This window comes from Paucisalibacillus globulus (assembly GCF_900184735.1).
Lineage (GTDB): Bacteria > Bacillota > Bacilli > Bacillales > Amphibacillaceae > Ornithinibacillus > Ornithinibacillus globulus_B.
Window position 1 is genome coordinate 271,486 of the sequence record NZ_LT855392.1, and the last position, 16,753, is coordinate 288,238.

A 16,753-nucleotide genomic window follows, 5' to 3' on the forward strand; every position below is an offset into this window, starting at 1 on the left:
ATTGTTCTAAAAGAATCTATTAATTTACTTTGTAAACTTTGTTTATATATAACCCTCACCTCACACCGACCTTAATTTTTTTTAAATTCAGCTAGGATTTCAGCTATTTCTTCTCTCTCTTTATCTAATTCTTCTTGTGTTTTTTCGGGTAGATTATTGGCACTCTTTCGATTTTTAAACCAATCAGGCACAACTTCTGATTGATTTGCTTTAAAATAATTATTACCTTTATTAGAGTTTTTGCTGAAGTTGTTCAAGGGATCTGATTCATCAATAAACTTTCTAACTGCTTCATCTTTCATTAAATCTGCTAAATTATATTTATGTTTAAAGTAGTGTATATCACTAAAGTAAACTGCTGAATAATTTTCAATTACCCTCATTAACTCTTTAGGGCTATATTCTTTTAATCTAGCAATTATTTCTGACTTCATAGATTGAGTTAACCTTTTATGGATAATAATTTTTTTGGACTGATAAAGATTAAAAATAAGATTAATATAATCATTATTATCCTTTTTATCATTATCATCATTCTTGTTTGTATTATTGTGTTCTCGTTGCTTTCCTATTACTTTCTTATTACCTTCATTGTTACCTTCACCGTTGCTTTCATAACTTTGTGGGCTTTGATAAAGGTCGTAATTATCAATGGTTATTAATAAGCCATGCGTTGCTTTCGTGGTTGTAATCATAGTAGATTTCGTATCTTTTTCATTAGTCTGTTCATGACTTTTTCGCATCCAATTTAAAATACGAAAAATTTGATCCTTTTCCGGCTTTTCTTTTCGAAACCCTACATACCAACTACACGCATCTATAATCTCTGGAATGCTTGTGTAAAGCTGACCTCTTTTTAATCCTTTATATTGTGTGTGTTGTGCTTTAGTTAATAAATATAACCACACCTTTATATACATAGGAGGCTTGTACCATATTTCACTATCAACAATTTGTCTAGCAATCATAATATATCCAGATGGAATTTTTGGTTTCAGAATTTTGCACCGCCTTTCACATAGAATTTCAAAATCTATAACTTCCCACTAGCATATCCCTTCACTCTATTGAAAAATTTCAAATTATTATTAGTGGAATCCATATTAGCAGTTACTTCATCTAAGAAATTGTCCACCTCATCCTTTTTAAATAAATATTTACTCCCAACTTTATAGTATCTAAGTCCATTTTTTATTAAACGATCCTCAATAATAGGTTTACTGATATTAAGGTACTCTGCCAATTCGTTATAAGATAAAAAATATTTACTTTTAACAACTTCATCAACTCTGTCATTAATAGCCTTTTCAAGCATCGTATTAATTGTTTTTTCATCTACCTCAATATTAATCAAATCGTCCCCTCCTTATTTTGGACCATATACTTTTTCTGCTTTATCAATAGCTTTAAGTATCTTTGAATAAACTTCTTCTGTAGGATCCTTTCTTAATAATCTGCTAAAGTTTCCTTCACTGATGCCATAGAATTCTGCCACATGCCACTGTTTTAAACCAACAGAATTTATCAACCTCTTTACTTCCTTAGCTGTCAATTCGCAACCTCCTATAATGTTATTAATGTATATTTATGGACTTAATAAATGTTACAAATATAACATTACATGTTGTTGTTATTGTTGTCAACTTTTTTATTGCATGATATGTTATAAATGTATAACTAATAGAAGTGGGTGATAATCAGTGATTTATTACAATTATTTTGGGGATTATTTAAAAAAAAGAAGGAAAGAAAGCAAATTAACCTTAAAAGAATTAGCTGAAAAGTTAAGCCTTACACACGGATATATCTCGAATGTAGAGAATAGTAAGATGAAGGCCAACATGGATTTAATTGAAGGTATATATGCAGTTTTAGGGGTACCTGTAGAAGAATCTCTCTTTAGGTTAAGGATGGATAATGGAGATTATAATGAGTTCTTAAATGATATAAGAAATAATTCTATTAGGGTTTCTTATAACAATATACTTACAAGTATTTTCTATTCTTCACCCGGCAAATTTTATATGTTATCCCTTAGAATTGAATCAAAGAAAACACTCACTGAAATAGCACACGAAACCCAGTTAACCACTAATGAAATAATAGATCTTGAAAATCATGGACCCAGTAATTTACCCATTCTAGATAAGTTCGGAACCTGTTATGGTAAAAAAGACTTGTTAAAATATCTAAACCATGAGGTTGATCTTCCTCCTATAAGTATCAGAAGGACTCAAACTTTAATGAGTGCAAAAAATACTAGTGAACTTTCTGAATTAAAATTCACATTATGGGGGAATGTTGAAGGACTTGACCTCCCTAGTCTAATATCAGATCATTACCCAAGATTAACTTATCCTAAAAATAATGACCTTCTTAATTTGTTAAGCGACTACAATGATCTTTATTTTGACAGTAAACTTCTTAGTGATAAAGATAGGAAAAGGGTGATTCAGTTAATTGATCTCTTACTCGATAAAAGTTAAATTTTATAAAAGTAACATGAGGGTGATATAATGGCACGTATTTATAAACGAGGAAAGAAATGGGCATATGTTGCGTATGCTGGTAAAGACCCTATTACCGGCAAAGACAAACAAAAGACTAAATCAGGATTTTTAACTAAAAAAGATGCACAGCTAGCTGCCTCTTTATTCGAAAGAGAGTTCCATAAAGGGGAATATATCCAACCATCTAAAATGCTTTTTTCAGAAGTTTATAATGATTGGCTTAGACATTATAGTCAAGATGCAAAAGAAAGTAGTTTAAGGGCTAGGAAAATTGCTTTAAAACATATACTGAACGAATTTGGTCAACTACCTATTCAAAGGATTACTAAAAAAGCATATCAGGACACCATAGATCAACTTTCAACTAAGTTTAGTTACAACTATGTTTCAAGCATAAATACTTCTGCCAACATGGTTTTTGAATATGCATCTCAATTCAAGTTAATTAAAGACATCCCCACTAAAGATATTAAAATCCCTAAACCTAAAGTAACCGTTTCAGATTTAGAAAAGGATCAATTTATTCACGAGAAATTTTTAGAAAAGGAAGAGCTAGTAGAATTCCTTACTCACACAGACAATGAGGGTTTAGAGGGGGATTTATTAGTTTTTACAATGTTGGCATATACAGGAATGCGCATAGGAGAATTAATAGCCTTAAAATGGCAAGATATTGATTTTGAAAATCATACACTACGAATATACAAAACATATTACAATCCTACTAATAACAAAGTTAAGTACAAGCTTTTAACACCCAAAACAGAAAGCTCAATAAGAACAATTACGATTGACCCATTATTAATTGATCTACTACTGAAGCACAAGGAAGAACAAAATTTAATAAAAACAGACAATCCATTTTACATGGATAATAATTTTATATTTGCTACAAACGAAGGGTATCCGAAAACAATAAAGCATGTTTCAATAAGAATGAATAGAATATTAAAAAAGACCTCCATTGAAAAACATGTTACACCTCATTCCTTTAGACATACCCATACTTCATTACTTATTGAGGCAAATGTGCATATAAAAGAAATTCAAGAGCGACTGGGACATAGTGATATAAATACCACAATGGATATATACGCACATATGACAAAGAACTTTAAAAAGGAAGCTTCAAGTAAATTTAGTAGCTTAATGAAGGAACTTTCCTATAAAATCAATCCAACTAATAGTGATGATAAGGATGATGAATAAAGTCTAACCCATTATAAAGACTTTCAATGGTTAACTAAGGTTAACTGGTTAACCACTTGATACATTAACATTTACTAGGTCATTAGGGTTAATTGAAATGGAGAGTGGTATTAATGACTAGAGGAAAACCAATAACAGATCCTGAACGATTAGAAAAAGCGTGGCAACTAGCGAAAGCATCAGCAGAAATAGAAGGATTCCAATTTACTCCTGAAGATGAACGAATCATTAAGGATTTATCAACTGGAAAACGTGATATAGAATCGTTGATAAATAAATATAAACAAAAAAAGTCATAAATCCCTTATGACTTTTTTTGTTTATTACTACGACGACGAATAGCTAGCACTACAAAAGTGATTATAAATCCTAACGCTATAAAAGGCACCATTTCTATAAGAATGTTATTCACCTCTAATCCTATTTCTTTCTTTTATTAATTATTATAAATTAATAAATTTAAAATACCAGAAAAATATTTTAAAAAAATTCGAAATAATTCAATGAAAAAGAAGGATATTTTTACCATATGTAGAATTAATGGGTATAACATGTATTGGGGGAGATTGATTTGAAAAAAATTATAGCTTTAACATTAATTGTTATGCTCACAATCATGGGGGCATCTGTATCGGCTGAAAGTAATTCAACAGCAGACATTGTAAGTCAATATGAAAACGAAATACTAGAATCCTTTAATGAGCTGGGAATTGATTTTAAAACGCAACAAAAATTATTAGATAAAATTAAAAATGGCGAAACGATAGACTCTATGAAACCAGAAAATATAGAAAAGGCATTAGAGATAAGTCAAAGTACACCAATGAATGAATCAACAACTCTTGTATTTTCAGATGGTTCAAGAATTATTTTTGGTAGCGAAATAGTAAGTTATGAAGGTGACAGTGTCGGAGATGTTGGATTGAATAAATTTAAAGAGCGTTCACCCGGAACATATGAAATTAAAACATATTGGTATGCGGGGATAATAAACTCTAGTTATTATACAGATGCTACTATTAAAAAGGGTAAAAATAATGATGTTATCACAAGAGCATATTCTGGAAGTGCTTCTATTATTGGTGGAAGATTAGAATCAGAAAAAGTAAGTATATCGGCAAGATATGAAACTTCAACCCATTATGCTCATAGTCAATATAAAGTTGTTTACTCTTTAGTAGGAGGAATTGCTGGTGGCGGCACTTTAACGCTTAACACTCTTGTTGGAAATAATGGATATGAAACTTCAACAGGTGGTATTTCTTCTAGGAAATAAAATAAAAAAAGTCATGGTTTCCATGACTTTTTTATTTTCTTTCTTCTTTAGGAGAGAAGAAAGATTAGTAAACCATCACCCGTAGGAAAGGGGGAAACCCCTTTCATACACCACTATGATTGAATTATACCATAAGCTTAAATCTTAATCTACTACCATTAAAACAGTTTTTGGGGGGGCACTACCCGTAATACATTTATACAGAAAACTATATTTACAGGTTCTCGTATTAATGTATTTGCGGGTTTTGCTTCTTACTGCTAATTCCTCACTAGTTTGGATATACCCGTTCTTTTCGTTTAAATATCCTAGTCTTGTCTTTATAAATGTATTCTTCCATCATGCTACTAGTCAGTTCTTTTAGTTCCGCAGGAGTATACTCTACGATTTCCGTATTGTTTATACTGTATCGTTCCTTGTTGTCATGTTTACCCATGTACTTCACATCTAAATGGTGTTGGGAATACATTTTCATTTTTAGTTCTAGGAAGTCATTCTTTAATTGTTCAATAAGGTTATCATGCAAATCCAGATAAAGGATTCCAATCTTAAACTTCTGAAATTCCTTTTTGTCTTGTTCAAAGACTTTTATAGCCATTGGTATAGTAATGTATTGGTTTATCGTATCTTGCTTTAAATTTGGCCCGCGCTTTCCTTTTCCTTCCTTTTAATGTATTTGTCTAAATAATATTCAGCTGGTTTGGTGGAACTTCACAGCCTGTCATTAAATAAAAAATCATGGTAATGTTCCCTACATAAATTCATGGCATACTCTTCCTTCTGACAATAACTTAAACAGCATACAGTACTCTCCAATATTTGTTCACCCCTTTTTTCTTTATCATAGCAAATTCACTTGATTGAAAACTTGGAAAGTTTTTATGGAAATATGGAATTATCTCGTTATTAGAACATGATTGTGTATAAATTTTCCTGAAATCAAGCAAAAAACAATAAAATAATACGGGATTTGCAGAATTACTGCATGTCAAGTGAATTTTTTCAGAATCTAATTCAAAGCTTTCATGTTCAATAATACATAATACCTCCATAAAAAAAGTGCTTCCAACAAGTTGTTTACTTAGTTGGAAACACCATTCAATATTTTTCAGTTGTAAATCATGAGCAAAAACATGAGCATTTTTAAAATATTCGATTTTGAACGTTGGTATAATAAGGTTTTAAACCCTTATTACATCATACCGCCCATTCCACCCATATCAGGCATTCCGCCGCCACCAGCATTCTCTTCAGGAATGTCAGCAACTACCGCTTCTGTAGTTAAGAACATAGCAGCTACTGATGCAGCGTTTTGTAATGCAGAACGAGTAACTTTAACTGGATCTGTGATACCAGATTCCACCATGTTTACCCATTCGCCAGTTGCAGCGTTGAATCCAAGACCAACAGCTTCACCTTTTAGACGTTCTACAACTACAGAACCTTCTAGTCCAGCGTTTTCAGCGATTTGACGTACTGGCTCTTCTAATGCGCGAAGTACAATTTTAGCACCTGTTGCTTCGTCGCCTTCAAGAGAAAGACCAGCAACTTTACTGTATACGTTCACTAGTGCAGTACCACCACCAGCTACGATACCTTCTTCAACTGCAGCACGAGTAGAGTTTAATGCGTCTTCGATACGTAGTTTACGTTCTTTTAGTTCTGTTTCAGTAGCTGCACCAACTTTGATTACTGCTACACCGCCAGCTAATTTAGCAAGACGTTCTTGTAATTTTTCTTTATCGAATTCAGAAGTAGTCTCTTCTGCTTGTGCACGAATTTGAGATACACGGCTAGAGATTGCTTCAGGATTTCCTGCTCCTTCAACAATTGTTGTATGTTCTTTTGTTACAACCACTTTAGAAGCAGTACCTAATTGTTCAATAGATGCGCTCTTAAGCTCTAATCCAAGATCTTCCGTGATTACTTGACCACCAGTTAGTACTGCAATGTCTTCAAGCATTGCTTTACGACGGTCACCGAATCCAGGAGCTTTTACAGCAACTGCATTAAATGATCCACGTAGTTTGTTTAGTACTAGTGTAGCAAGTGCTTCACCTTCAACATCTTCAGCAATTAGTAATAATGGTTTACCTTGTTGAACAACTTGTTCTAATACTGGTAAGATTTCTTGGATATTTGAGATTTTCTTATCTGTAATAAGAATATATGGATTTTCTAGAACTGCTTCCATTTTATCTTGGTCTGTTACCATGTAAGGGGAAGCATATCCACGGTCAAATTGCATACCTTCTACAACTTCAAGTTCTGTTGTAAATCCTTTTGATTCTTCAATTGTGATAACACCATCGTTACCAACACGTTCCATTGCTTCAGCGATTAATTTACCAACTTCATCATCACCAGCAGAGATAGCTGCAACTTGTGCAATGGATTCTTTGTTTTCAACTGGTTTTGAAATTGCATGTAGTTCTTCTACAGCAGTTGTTACTGCTTTTTCAATTCCACGACGGATTCCAACTGGATTTGCCCCAGCTGTAACGTTTTTCAAACCTTCACGAATCATAGCCTGTGCAAGAACAGTAGCAGTTGTTGTACCATCACCTGCAACGTCATTCGTTTTAGAAGCTACTTCGGATACAAGCTTAGCACCCATATTCTCGAATTGATCTTCTAGTTCGATTTCTTTTGCAATGGTAACACCATCGTTTGTAATTAAAGGTGAACCAAACTTTTTATCTAAAACAACGTTACGACCTTTAGGTCCTAATGTTACTTTTACAGCATTTGCTAATGTATCTACTCCACGTAGCATTGCGCCACGTGCGTCTTCACTAAATTTAATTTCTTTAGCCACTTGAAATGCCCTCCTAATAAAGATTTATTATCTTAAGTATTTATTATTGAACTACAGCTAAAATATCACTTTCACGTAGAATTAAGTATTCTTTTCCATCGTACTTCACTTCAGTTCCAGCAAATTTTGAGAAGATAATACGATCCCCTTCTGAAACTTCTAGTGCAACTCTTTCTCCACTATCTGTTACACGGCCAGTACCAACCGCAACAATTCTTCCTTCTTGTGGCTTTTCTTTTGCAGAGTCTGGAAGTACAATTCCGCTTGCTGTTTTTTCTTCTTGTTCAACAAGCTCGATAACTACACGATCTCCTAGTGGTCTAATCATGAAGAAAACCTCCTTAATTCTTTTCCATTATTTTTTGTTTGTTAGCACTCTCTTATCTTGAGTGCTAATTCCAATTATTATAATAAATAATTTCACTCCGTTTTGCAAGTATTGTGTTATGTATTTTTTATTTTTTCTTGGCCAAGTTGATTCTATTATAATGTACAGCTTGAATATGATAAAATACACAGGAATCGATTTTTACTTCATTATGTTTAACTACGAAGACTACAAGGAGCTGAAAACTCTTGCCTAATCGTTACTGGTGGGTCATTATATCCTATATTATCATGCAACTATCTACACCACTCTTGTTACCATTACTTAAACAAACTTTCCCGGAGCATGAAATAGAAGCTGCTATCTATTTTTCTATATTTAGTTTTACAATTGGATTAATTATTGTTTTAATCTTAATGAGGCCCGATATGAAACTGGCACAGACAAGAAGTAGCTGGATAACAAGTGATATTGTCATTTGGTCCATTGTAGGGGTATTCATGGCTTACTTTGCACAAGCCATCGCCACTATGATCGAAACTAACGTGTTTGGAATCCAAATCGGTTCTGAAAATACGCAAGGTATTATGAATATTACGCGGACCATTCCGCTATTTGCAATTGTTCCAGCAATAATAGCACCTGTTCTAGAAGAAGTTATCTTTCGTAAAATTATCTTTGGTTCTTTGTATAAACGTACTAACTTCTTCGTCGCAGCACTACTATCCGCATTAATTTTCGGGATTATACATGGTGAGCCTGAGCACATTTTAATCTATGCATCCATGGGTTTTGTGTTTGCCTTTTTGTATGTAAAAACAAAAAAAATCCTTGTTCCGATCATTGTGCATATGACACTAAACTCGATTTCTGTCATCGTTCAGTTTTCCTTGACCCCTGAAGATATAGAAAAAATCCAGCAACAATGGAATCAAGTACAAATGATTCTAATCGGAGGTTAATAAGTTATGAGAATCACAGCTAGAACCATGGCCCTCATCTATTTTTCCATGGGAATTCTATTTATATACGTAGCTATTCAGAACGCGGATGAAACCGTTTGGAACTTCATTACCATTTTACTAGCTCTAGTTGCAACATTAGATTTTGTAGCTGGTATTCGGTATATGCGATTACATTATAAAATTAAGAAAATAAAGAAGGGGTAGCACTAATAATGTGCACCCCTTCTTTATTTATTAGCTGAGGCTTAAAGAACCTCTTCCTTCGTATCTAATGGATAATGCTTTAAGAAATAAACTAATGCTTGTAATTCAATTGCTAAATCAATATGATGGACCCGAACATCGTCAGGAACAGAAATTCGAGCTGGTGTAAAGTTTAGAATTCCTTTAATACCTTTTGAAACTAATCGTTCTGTTATTCGGTCTGCTTCTGTCGCCGGAATAGTCAGAATTGCAACCTTTACATTACCTAACTTCTCTTCTAAGTCATCAATATGATAGACTGGCACTCCGCCAATCTCTTTCCCTGCCTTATTGGGATCAGCATCAAAGGCTAACACAATCTTTGTATTGTTATTCTTAGTAAAATTATAGTTTAAAAACGCCGTTCCTAGATTACCTACCCCAATTAATGCCACATCGGTAAGTTCATCCTGATCTAGTGTCTTTCTAAAAAAACCTAATAAATATTCAACATTATATCCATAGCCCTTCTTACCAAGAGCACCGAAGTAAGAAAAGTCTCTTCTAATAGTAGCTGAGTCTACTTTAACAGCTTCACTTAGTTCCTTCGAAGAAACACGTGTTTTTCCCTGCATTTGTAGATTATTTAAAAATCGGTAATATAACGGGAGTCTCTTTGCAGTAGCCTGTGGAATTTTATTTTGTTCCAACTGATTTCCTCCTTACGATCAATCCTAGTATGTCTAAGAAGAACCATCTTATGAACGGTACAATTTCTTCATTAATTCTATTTTAACAAATTTTTCAAAATAAGTCGTGATATTTTTCACATATTCACAATTATATTGCCCGAAACTTAAAGTTTAGATAAACTGAAGCTACTAGAGGTGACAAATATGATAATCATGCAATTAAACGATATAACGAAATCCTTCGGGGCTGAAGAGATTCTCGCGAATATTAAAATAGAAATAAAAGATAAAGATAGAGTTGCTATTGTTGGCCGTAATGGTGCTGGAAAATCAACATTATTAAAGATTATGGCCGGTGAAATGACTTATGATTCAGGTGAATTAATAAAACCAAAGGATCTTACTCTAGGCTATCTTTCCCAACATACTGGTTTAGAGTCTAACAATACCATTTGGAATGAGATGCTAGAGGTTTTCACGGATTTGATTCAACAAGAGAAAAAGATACGGAATATGGAAGCTAAAATGGCTGATGTAAACCTACTAGGTCCTAAAGAGCAAACAAAACTATTATCAGAATATGATCGTTTACAACAGGAATTCGAAACAAATGGTGGGTATAGTTATGAGTCTGAAATTAAAGCAGTTCTTGCCGGACTTAACTTTTTAGACTATGACGACTCAACTCCTATTAATGAGTTAAGTGGTGGTCAGAAAACCCGTCTTGCTTTAGGTAAACTATTACTTAAAAAGCCAAACTTACTTATTCTGGATGAGCCTACTAACCATTTAGATATAGACACACTATCGTGGCTGGAGAAATACTTATCGTCCTATCCTGGTGCAGTAGTTATTGTTTCCCATGACCGTTATTTTCTTGATAAAACGGTTTCGATTGTCTATGAAGTTTCTAGACATCGAACAAAGAAATATCATGGATCCTATAGTGAATTTCTTCATCAAAAAGCTCTAAACTATGAGCAAGAGATGAAAGAATTCGATAAACAGCAGACGGAAATAAAGAAACTAGAAGAATTCATTCAAAAAAATATTGTACGAGCTTCCACAACGAAGCGGGCGCAAAGTAGAAGAAAACAACTAGAGAAAATGGACCAGATGGATAAACCCTTGGGAGATGAATCTTCTGCATCAATTACGTTTGAGATTACGAAACGGACTGGTAATGATGTATTAAAAATTGATGACCTCTCCTTCCGCTATGAAGACGAGTCTGAACCAATTTTTAAAGACCTCTCCATCCATGTATCTCGTGGAGAAAGTATTGCATTAGTTGGTCCTAATGGAGTTGGTAAAACTACCCTACTTAAGAATATCCTAGGAAAACTAAAACCTTCTGAGGGTACCATTCAGCTCGGAACTAATGTTCAAATTGGTTACTATGACCAGGAGCAAGCAAATCTCAGTTCCCATAAGACCGTATTAAATGAGCTTTGGGATGAATATCCTCACGTAAATGAAAAAGATATTCGTACTGTACTGGGTAACTTTTTATTTTCCGGTGATGATGTGCTAAAGCCAGTACAATCCCTTAGTGGTGGAGAAAAGGCCCGTGTAGCACTTGCAAAACTTCGTATGCAAAAAGCAAACCTATTAATACTCGATGAGCCTACTAACCATCTTGATATCGACAGTAAAGAAATACTAGAAGCTGCACTTGTGGATTTTCCTGGGACAATCATCTTTGTTTCTCATGACCGATATTTTATTAACAAGATTGCGGATAAAGTAGTTGAAATGCAGAAAGATGGAGCTACTGTATACTTAGGTGACTATGACTACTATTTAGACAAAAAACAGGAAGAAGCAGAATTAGAGCGTCTACAGGCAGAAGAGAAAATCTCCAAAGAAGCGAACGATAAAAAGTTAGACTTTAAAGAAGAGAAAAAACGTCAAAGTGAGAAGAGAAAACGTGAACGTCAAATCACCAAGTTAGAAAAAGAAATTGAGACTCTAGAAGAAGAACTAGCGTTACTTGAAGAAAAAATGACAGAACCCGAAGTATATGAAAACCATGAAAAGGCATTAGAATATACGAATAAGACGAATGAAGTGAAACAGGATATTGAGAAGTTAATGGAAGAATGGACACTTTTACAAGAAGAATAAATTATGGCAGGTTGATTTAGTCAACCTGCTATTTTTTTATAGTTGTTAAGATCCTTTTTTAACGGAGTTTTATTACAAGTGTTAGTAATTAATATCCACAGAAGTTATCCACTATAAAACCCTCGAAATACTTGTTATCAACAAAGTTATACACATTATCCACAAGGTGCCTAAAAGTTATACACATATTTTATCAACAGAGTAAATAGCTAAATAAAAGTAACCACAAAAAAATATCCACATGCTTGTGGATATCCTTTATCTTAATAATAATGATGGATTTGCATTTAAATCTAGTCCGGATCTTCTTCCTTGTTCAAAGTTAATTGTTCCTGCTGCAGCAATCATCGCAGCATTGTCAGTACATAGCTTTAATGGCGGTATTAGCAGTGGGATATCGGTCTCTTTAAACTTAGCTTCTAACTCTTGTCTTAATCCTTTATTTGCAGCAACACCACCAGCTACAATAACCTGTTTTACTTGATATTGCTGTGCTGCTTTTACCGTTTTGGTAACTAACACATCAATGACACTGCTCTGAAAACTTGCAGCAATATCTTCTTCTTTTAAACTTTCTCCTTTTTGTTTAGCATTGTGGATTTTGTTAATAACTGCTGACTTTAATCCACTAAAACTAAAATCAAAACTGTCCTCTTCTAACCATGCTCGTGGAAAATCAATAGTTTCCTCACCAATAGCTGCTAACCGGTCGATATGGGGGCCACCTGGATATGGAAGATTTAACATCCTAGCAACCTTATCATACGCTTCACCAGCAGCATCATCACGTGTTTCACCTATTACTTCATACTGACCATGCCCTCTCATCAAGACGAGCTCTGTATGGCCACCAGAAACTATTAAAGCAAGTAATGGAAATTGAAATTCCTCTTCTAACCGATTTGCATAAATATGCCCAGCTATATGGTGTACACCAACTAATGGCTTGTTTTTTGCAAACGCTAGTGCTTTTGCCGCGTTGACCCCAATTAGTAGGGCACCAACTAAGCCTGGACCTTCCGTTACCGCAATAGCATCAATGTCATCCCAACTTAATTCTGACTCTTTAAAAGCCTCTTCTAATACTAGAGTAATTTGTTCAACATGATGCCTTGAAGCAATCTCTGGAACAACTCCTCCAAAACGTTTATGGCTCTCAATTTGAGAAGCAACCACATTGGAAATCGTTTCTCTTCCATTCTTTATTATTGCAACAGCTGTCTCATCACAGCTTGTTTCTATTCCAAGTATATAAATATCACTCATATTAAATTCACCCACATTACAATCGCATCTTCGTGATTGTCCGTATAATAATTTTTTCGAATACCTCCGGGAACAAGGCCAAACTTACGATACATTTTCTGTGCAACCACATTTGTTACCCGAACTTCTAAAGATAATCGTGTTACCCCTAAACTAACAGCTTTTTGCATAGCAAATCGAAACAACTTTTCTCCTAGCTTCTGTCCTCTATACCCAGGTAATATCGCAATATTAGTGATCTGTGCATCATCAAAGACTATCCACATGCCAACATAACCAATTACCTTTTCATCTAATGTCATAATATAGTAATGAGCATGATGATTCTCTATTAGTTCCTGCTTAAAAATTTCTTCGGTCCATGGAGAGGTGAAGGAAGCAATTTCAACAAACATTACCTGGTTTATATCATTTAATTCCATCTTACGAATTGTTAATTCAGCCATTTTGTTTTTCCTTTTGATTCTTTAACCAATTAACTTCTGCTTCGGCAAGACGTAAGTAATTGGGTGTCAATGAATGTGTTTCATCAATCTGCTTATTAATAGCCGCCAACACTAGATCAGATGGTTTGGCAATATGATATGCCATTTCTGGTATTTCTCCTCGTTCACCTAACTTTGACTTGATTAGTTCTGCATGTTTCTTTATATCCGGACTTAAGAATACAACTTGTTTCTTTTTATCTACAAGGTGTTCAAGCCATTCAGTAAACAGTATGTTTCTCTCTTCTTCTACGAGTTCTAATTTACCGTCCTTCATTTCATATAAACCAGTATACACTAAACCTCTTCTAGCATCGAAGAATGGACAAATAAGGGCACTTGAAAACGTAGCCCGGTATGCTAATGCTTCCAGGCTCGATACCCCAACGATGGGTATCTGTAAAGACCATGCTAATGTTTTAGCAGTAGTTAATCCGATTCTTACTCCTGTATAGGAACCCGGTCCCTTTGCAACAACAATTTTATCTAACTGCTCTGGCGTAATATTTACTTCCTTCATTAGATAATCAATCGCAGGCATTAATCTAATAGAATGGTTTTTAGCTATGTTAGTTACGATTTCTCCTACTATTTCATTATCCCTTAATAACGCGACACCTAATGCTTGATTTGAAGTGTCTATGGCGAGTATGTGCATCTATGTAACTCCTTCTCCAAACAAATCTATCCTGTTATTTCTTTTACAACCTTTTCAAAATGGTCGCCAATAGGTTCAAACTCAATTACTCTTGACTCTTCATCCAAATAGTTAATCGTAATATTTAAACGCTCAAGAGGCAAATAATCTTCTATAAATTGTGCCCATTCAACTACAGCAATACCATTCCCATGAAAGTACTCATCAAAACCAATATCTTCGTCTGAACCTTCTAACCGGTATACATCCATATGATAAAGAGGGATGGTTCCTTCATATTCTTTAACTATTGTAAAGGTAGGACTACTTAACGTCCTACTAATTCCAAGTCCTGTGGCTATTCCTTTTGTAAATGTGGTTTTCCCTGCACCTAAGTCACCCTCTAATGTTAAAACATCTCCTGGTTTAAGTAAGGTAGCAATCTTCTCCGCTAATAATTTTGTCTGTTCTTCCGAATTTGTTTCTATCCGATTCTTTCCCATAATATCACCTACTCAAGTGGTTATATCCCTTTTTCTCTAATCGTTGTAATTTTTCATTTTTCCTTTGGAGGAAAACTTGTCCAACTGGGTGATCACAACTTACATAACCTATCTCTGTAATTTGAACCTCCAGACTCCTAGCAACCTGTTGTACTTCATCCCAATCATTCTTTGCAACAGTACCAAGAAGTTCGAAGTCCTCCCCACCAAATAGTTTCCATTTATGTTGTAGCTCAGTATCAAATTGGTTGTAACTAGGATGAACTGGTAATTTGTCCTCATAAATTATGATGGATAGTTGAGAAGCTTGAGCAATTTCATTTGCTTCACTTGCAATACCATCACTAATATCGTTTAAAGCAAGTCTAGAAATGTTATGTAGTCTCTGAGAAAATTCGATTCTTGGTATTGGCATTTGGTGTCGGTTCACATAATAATCTTTATCAACATAAGTTCCACCGTTGTTCAGAATATGCAATCCAGCCTGAGAATCCCCTAGGGTTCCCGTCACAAAGATAATATCATCTTCTTTAGCCAAACTTCTATATCTAACCTTATTAGTATGACCAATCACTGTAATGGAAATTACCAATTCATTACCTGAGACAGTGTCTCCTCCAATTAGATCTATCTTATATGTATCTGCTAATTCCTTCATTCCTTGAAAAATCTCATTAATATCGGTTGCTGACCAACCATCTGATATAGATATACCAACTAGATAAAAGAGAGGCTTGGCACCCATTGCAGCCAAATCACTTAGGTTTGCAGCAAGTGCCTTGTATCCAATATGGAATGGTTGCATGGTATGTTTTGCAAAATGAACATTCTCCACAAACATATCTTTTGCTGTCACTAGGTCCAGATCTTGTGCCCGAAACACAGCAGCATCATCCCCTATACCTTTGATAAGTGAAGATTGCCTGTAATATGTTTGCTTAATTGAATCAATAAATGAAAATTCATCCATACCGCTCACCATACTTTCCTTACGCTATATCAATGATAGCAAAAAGAAGAATTAGATACTATTTTCCGCACTTAAAATAACAAAAAACATGATTTCCTAAAGAAATCATGTCTGATTATGTATTATTAAATTTAATGGCGGTCCGGACGGGACTCGAACCCGCGACCTCCTGCGTGACAGGCAGGCATTCTAACCAACTGAACTACCGGACCAAATTTGGTTGCGGGGGCAGGATTTGAACCTACGACCTTCGGGTTATGAGCCCGACGAGCTACCAGACTGCTCCACCCCGCGGTAATAAAAAGTATTCTGTTTTCCTTATGCACCTTATATATAGTGCATGGAGTTTGTTTCTGACCTCTGCATCTTCTAGATTATTCAAAGAAGTGCATGCTTCGAGGTTACTCGTAGCGGATTCGGTAGAAGTTAATGCTCGTTGCTCCACCCCGCGGTAATAAAAAGTAAACTTATATGAATCGCCTGGCAACGTCCTACTCTCACAGGGGCAATGCCCCAACTACCATCGGCGCTGAGAAGCTTAACTGCTGTGTTCGGTATGGGAACAGGTGTGACCTTCTCGCCTTCATCACCAGACAATTCATAACAAGAATATTATATGCATTTCCTAGAAGAAATGCAAGTATTTTAGGATTTGTAACCCTAAAAACTAAATAAGAGTAAACAACGAATCAAAAAGTTAGTTAAGTCCTCGATCTATTAGTATCCGTCAGCTCCACGTGTCACCACGCTTCCACCTCGGACCTATCAACCTCATAGTCTCTAA

At 34.8% G+C, this 16,753-nt stretch carries 19 protein-coding genes, 2 tRNA genes and 2 rRNA genes; 7 read left to right on the top strand and 16 right to left on the bottom strand.

The annotated features are described in order from the left end of the window. Positions 1-71 precede the first annotated feature (71 nt). The 3 genes from BN999_RS12290 to BN999_RS12300 all read right to left on the bottom strand — a co-directional run bounded on the left by BN999_RS12290 (position 72) and on the right by BN999_RS12300 (position 1,552). Positions 72-968 carry a hypothetical protein gene (locus BN999_RS12290; protein ID WP_096271758.1) on the bottom strand — a complete coding sequence of 299 codons (897 nt, stop codon included), beginning with the start codon at positions 966-968 and terminating at the stop codon, positions 72-74. 65 nt (positions 969-1,033) lie between these two features. Continuing rightward, positions 1,034-1,354: a helix-turn-helix domain-containing protein gene (locus BN999_RS12295; RefSeq protein WP_176481968.1), complete on the bottom strand. Its 321-nt coding sequence runs from the start codon at positions 1,352-1,354 to the stop codon at positions 1,034-1,036. A gap of 12 nt (positions 1,355-1,366) precedes the next feature. Then, on the bottom strand, positions 1,367-1,552 hold the full coding sequence (locus tag BN999_RS12300; RefSeq protein WP_096271760.1) for a helix-turn-helix domain-containing protein: 186 nt from the start codon (positions 1,550-1,552) through the stop codon (positions 1,367-1,369). Positions 1,553-1,700: 148 nt separating this feature from the next. Between BN999_RS12300 and BN999_RS12305 the strand changes: the two genes are divergently transcribed. From BN999_RS12305 to BN999_RS12320, 4 genes are all read left to right on the top strand, one after another. Then, positions 1,701-2,486, top strand: a complete 786-nt coding sequence (locus tag BN999_RS12305; protein WP_096271762.1) for a helix-turn-helix domain-containing protein — start codon at positions 1,701-1,703, stop codon at positions 2,484-2,486. A 30-nt stretch (positions 2,487-2,516) separates the two neighbouring features. Further along, on the top strand, positions 2,517-3,719 hold the full coding sequence (locus BN999_RS12310; RefSeq protein WP_096271764.1) for a tyrosine-type recombinase/integrase: 1,203 nt from the start codon (positions 2,517-2,519) through the stop codon (positions 3,717-3,719). 113 nt (positions 3,720-3,832) lie between these two features. After that, positions 3,833-4,018, top strand: coding sequence for an antitoxin VbhA family protein (locus BN999_RS12315; protein WP_096271765.1), 186 nt, complete (start codon positions 3,833-3,835; stop codon positions 4,016-4,018). A gap of 272 nt (positions 4,019-4,290) precedes the next feature. Further along, positions 4,291-4,995 (top strand): hypothetical protein, encoded by a 705-nt coding sequence (locus BN999_RS12320; protein ID WP_096271767.1) that lies wholly within the window; start codon positions 4,291-4,293, stop codon positions 4,993-4,995. A 271-nt stretch (positions 4,996-5,266) separates the two neighbouring features. Here the strand turns inward: BN999_RS12320 and BN999_RS12325 are convergent, their stop codons facing one another. The 3 genes from BN999_RS12325 to groES all read right to left on the bottom strand — a co-directional run bounded on the left by BN999_RS12325 (position 5,267) and on the right by groES (position 8,141). Then, positions 5,267-5,593 (bottom strand): hypothetical protein, encoded by a 327-nt coding sequence (locus tag BN999_RS12325; protein ID WP_096271769.1) that lies wholly within the window; start codon positions 5,591-5,593, stop codon positions 5,267-5,269. 594 nt (positions 5,594-6,187) lie between these two features. Continuing rightward, complete coding sequence (gene groL / locus BN999_RS12335; RefSeq protein ID WP_096271772.1) at positions 6,188-7,813, bottom strand: chaperonin GroEL; 1,626 nt, start codon at positions 7,811-7,813, stop codon at positions 6,188-6,190. Between the two features lie 43 nt (positions 7,814-7,856). Beyond that, complete coding sequence (gene groES, locus BN999_RS12340; protein WP_096271773.1) at positions 7,857-8,141, bottom strand: co-chaperone GroES; 285 nt, start codon at positions 8,139-8,141, stop codon at positions 7,857-7,859. Between the two features lie 248 nt (positions 8,142-8,389). On the opposite strand from groES, the gene BN999_RS12345 reads away from it, so the two are divergent. Together BN999_RS12345 and BN999_RS12350 are read left to right on the top strand one after the other, a co-directional pair. Then, on the top strand, positions 8,390-9,103 hold the full coding sequence (locus BN999_RS12345) for a CPBP family intramembrane glutamic endopeptidase (RefSeq protein ID WP_096271775.1): 714 nt from the start codon (positions 8,390-8,392) through the stop codon (positions 9,101-9,103). A gap of 6 nt (positions 9,104-9,109) precedes the next feature. Continuing rightward, entirely contained in the window at positions 9,110-9,310 is a 201-nt protein-coding gene (locus BN999_RS12350) for a YdiK family protein (RefSeq protein ID WP_096271777.1), read from the top strand. A gap of 41 nt (positions 9,311-9,351) precedes the next feature. On the opposite strand, the gene BN999_RS12355 is transcribed toward BN999_RS12350, so the two are convergent. Beyond that, the gene (locus tag BN999_RS12355) at positions 9,352-9,999 is read right to left on the bottom strand and encodes a redox-sensing transcriptional repressor Rex (RefSeq protein ID WP_096271779.1); all 648 of its coding nucleotides are present in this window, start codon (positions 9,997-9,999) and stop codon (positions 9,352-9,354) included. A gap of 186 nt (positions 10,000-10,185) precedes the next feature. On the opposite strand from BN999_RS12355, the gene abc-f reads away from it, so the two are divergent. Then, positions 10,186-12,108: a ribosomal protection-like ABC-F family protein gene (abc-f, locus tag BN999_RS12360; protein ID WP_096271781.1), complete on the top strand. Its 1,923-nt coding sequence runs from the start codon at positions 10,186-10,188 to the stop codon at positions 12,106-12,108. Positions 12,109-12,366: 258 nt separating this feature from the next. Here the strand turns inward: abc-f and tsaD are convergent, their stop codons facing one another. The 9 genes from tsaD to BN999_RS12405 all read right to left on the bottom strand — a co-directional run. Beyond that, positions 12,367-13,374 carry a tRNA (adenosine(37)-N6)-threonylcarbamoyltransferase complex transferase subunit TsaD gene (tsaD, locus tag BN999_RS12365; protein ID WP_096271783.1) on the bottom strand — a complete coding sequence of 336 codons (1,008 nt, stop codon included), beginning with the start codon at positions 13,372-13,374 and terminating at the stop codon, positions 12,367-12,369. Beyond that, a complete protein-coding gene (gene rimI / locus BN999_RS12370) occupies positions 13,371-13,820 on the bottom strand; it encodes a ribosomal protein S18-alanine N-acetyltransferase (RefSeq protein ID WP_096271785.1) in 450 nt (149 codons plus the stop codon). The genes tsaD and rimI overlap by 4 nt, the downstream gene beginning before the upstream one ends. Then, a complete protein-coding gene (tsaB, locus tag BN999_RS12375; protein ID WP_096271787.1) occupies positions 13,813-14,517 on the bottom strand; it encodes a tRNA (adenosine(37)-N6)-threonylcarbamoyltransferase complex dimerization subunit type 1 TsaB in 705 nt (234 codons plus the stop codon). The genes rimI and tsaB overlap by 8 nt, the downstream gene beginning before the upstream one ends. A gap of 26 nt (positions 14,518-14,543) precedes the next feature. Then, on the bottom strand, positions 14,544-14,999 hold the full coding sequence (tsaE, locus tag BN999_RS12380) for a tRNA (adenosine(37)-N6)-threonylcarbamoyltransferase complex ATPase subunit type 1 TsaE (protein WP_096271789.1): 456 nt from the start codon (positions 14,997-14,999) through the stop codon (positions 14,544-14,546). Positions 15,000-15,003: 4 nt separating this feature from the next. Further along, positions 15,004-15,969 (bottom strand): thiamine-phosphate kinase, encoded by a 966-nt coding sequence (gene thiL / locus BN999_RS12385; RefSeq protein ID WP_096271791.1) that lies wholly within the window; start codon positions 15,967-15,969, stop codon positions 15,004-15,006. Positions 15,970-16,104: 135 nt separating this feature from the next. Then, a tRNA-Asp gene (locus BN999_RS12390) sits at positions 16,105-16,181 on the bottom strand. Positions 16,182-16,186: 5 nt separating this feature from the next. Continuing rightward, positions 16,187-16,263 (bottom strand) — tRNA-Met (locus BN999_RS12395). Positions 16,264-16,447: 184 nt separating this feature from the next. Next, a 5S ribosomal RNA gene (gene rrf, locus BN999_RS12400) occupies positions 16,448-16,563 on the bottom strand. 103 nt (positions 16,564-16,666) lie between these two features. After that, positions 16,667-16,753 (bottom strand): 23S ribosomal RNA (locus tag BN999_RS12405); the annotation flags it as partial.

Bases quoted from the DNA above. Each gene is read 5' to 3' on its own strand.
- abc-f (WP_096271781.1), top strand. From the start codon at position 10,186: ATGATAATCATGCAATTAAACGATATAACGAAATCCTTCGGGGCTGAA.
- groES (WP_096271773.1), bottom strand. From the start codon at position 8,141: ATGATTAGACCACTAGGAGATCGTGTAGTTATCGAGCTTGTTGAACAA.
- tsaE (WP_096271789.1), bottom strand. From the start codon at position 14,999: ATGGGAAAGAATCGGATAGAAACAAATTCGGAAGAACAGACAAAATTA.
- BN999_RS12290 (WP_096271758.1), bottom strand. From the start codon at position 968: ATGATTGCTAGACAAATTGTTGATAGTGAAATATGGTACAAGCCTCCT.
- BN999_RS12325 (WP_096271769.1), bottom strand. From the start codon at position 5,593: ATGGCTATAAAAGTCTTTGAACAAGACAAAAAGGAATTTCAGAAGTTT.
- tsaB (WP_096271787.1), bottom strand. From the start codon at position 14,517: ATGCACATACTCGCCATAGACACTTCAAATCAAGCATTAGGTGTCGCG.
- thiL (WP_096271791.1), bottom strand. From the start codon at position 15,969: ATGGATGAATTTTCATTTATTGATTCAATTAAGCAAACATATTACAGG.
- BN999_RS12310 (WP_096271764.1), top strand. From the start codon at position 2,517: ATGGCACGTATTTATAAACGAGGAAAGAAATGGGCATATGTTGCGTAT.
- BN999_RS12315 (WP_096271765.1), top strand. From the start codon at position 3,833: ATGACTAGAGGAAAACCAATAACAGATCCTGAACGATTAGAAAAAGCG.
- BN999_RS12350 (WP_096271777.1), top strand. From the start codon at position 9,110: ATGAGAATCACAGCTAGAACCATGGCCCTCATCTATTTTTCCATGGGA.
- rimI (WP_096271785.1), bottom strand. From the start codon at position 13,820: ATGGCTGAATTAACAATTCGTAAGATGGAATTAAATGATATAAACCAG.
- tsaD (WP_096271783.1), bottom strand. From the start codon at position 13,374: ATGAGTGATATTTATATACTTGGAATAGAAACAAGCTGTGATGAGACA.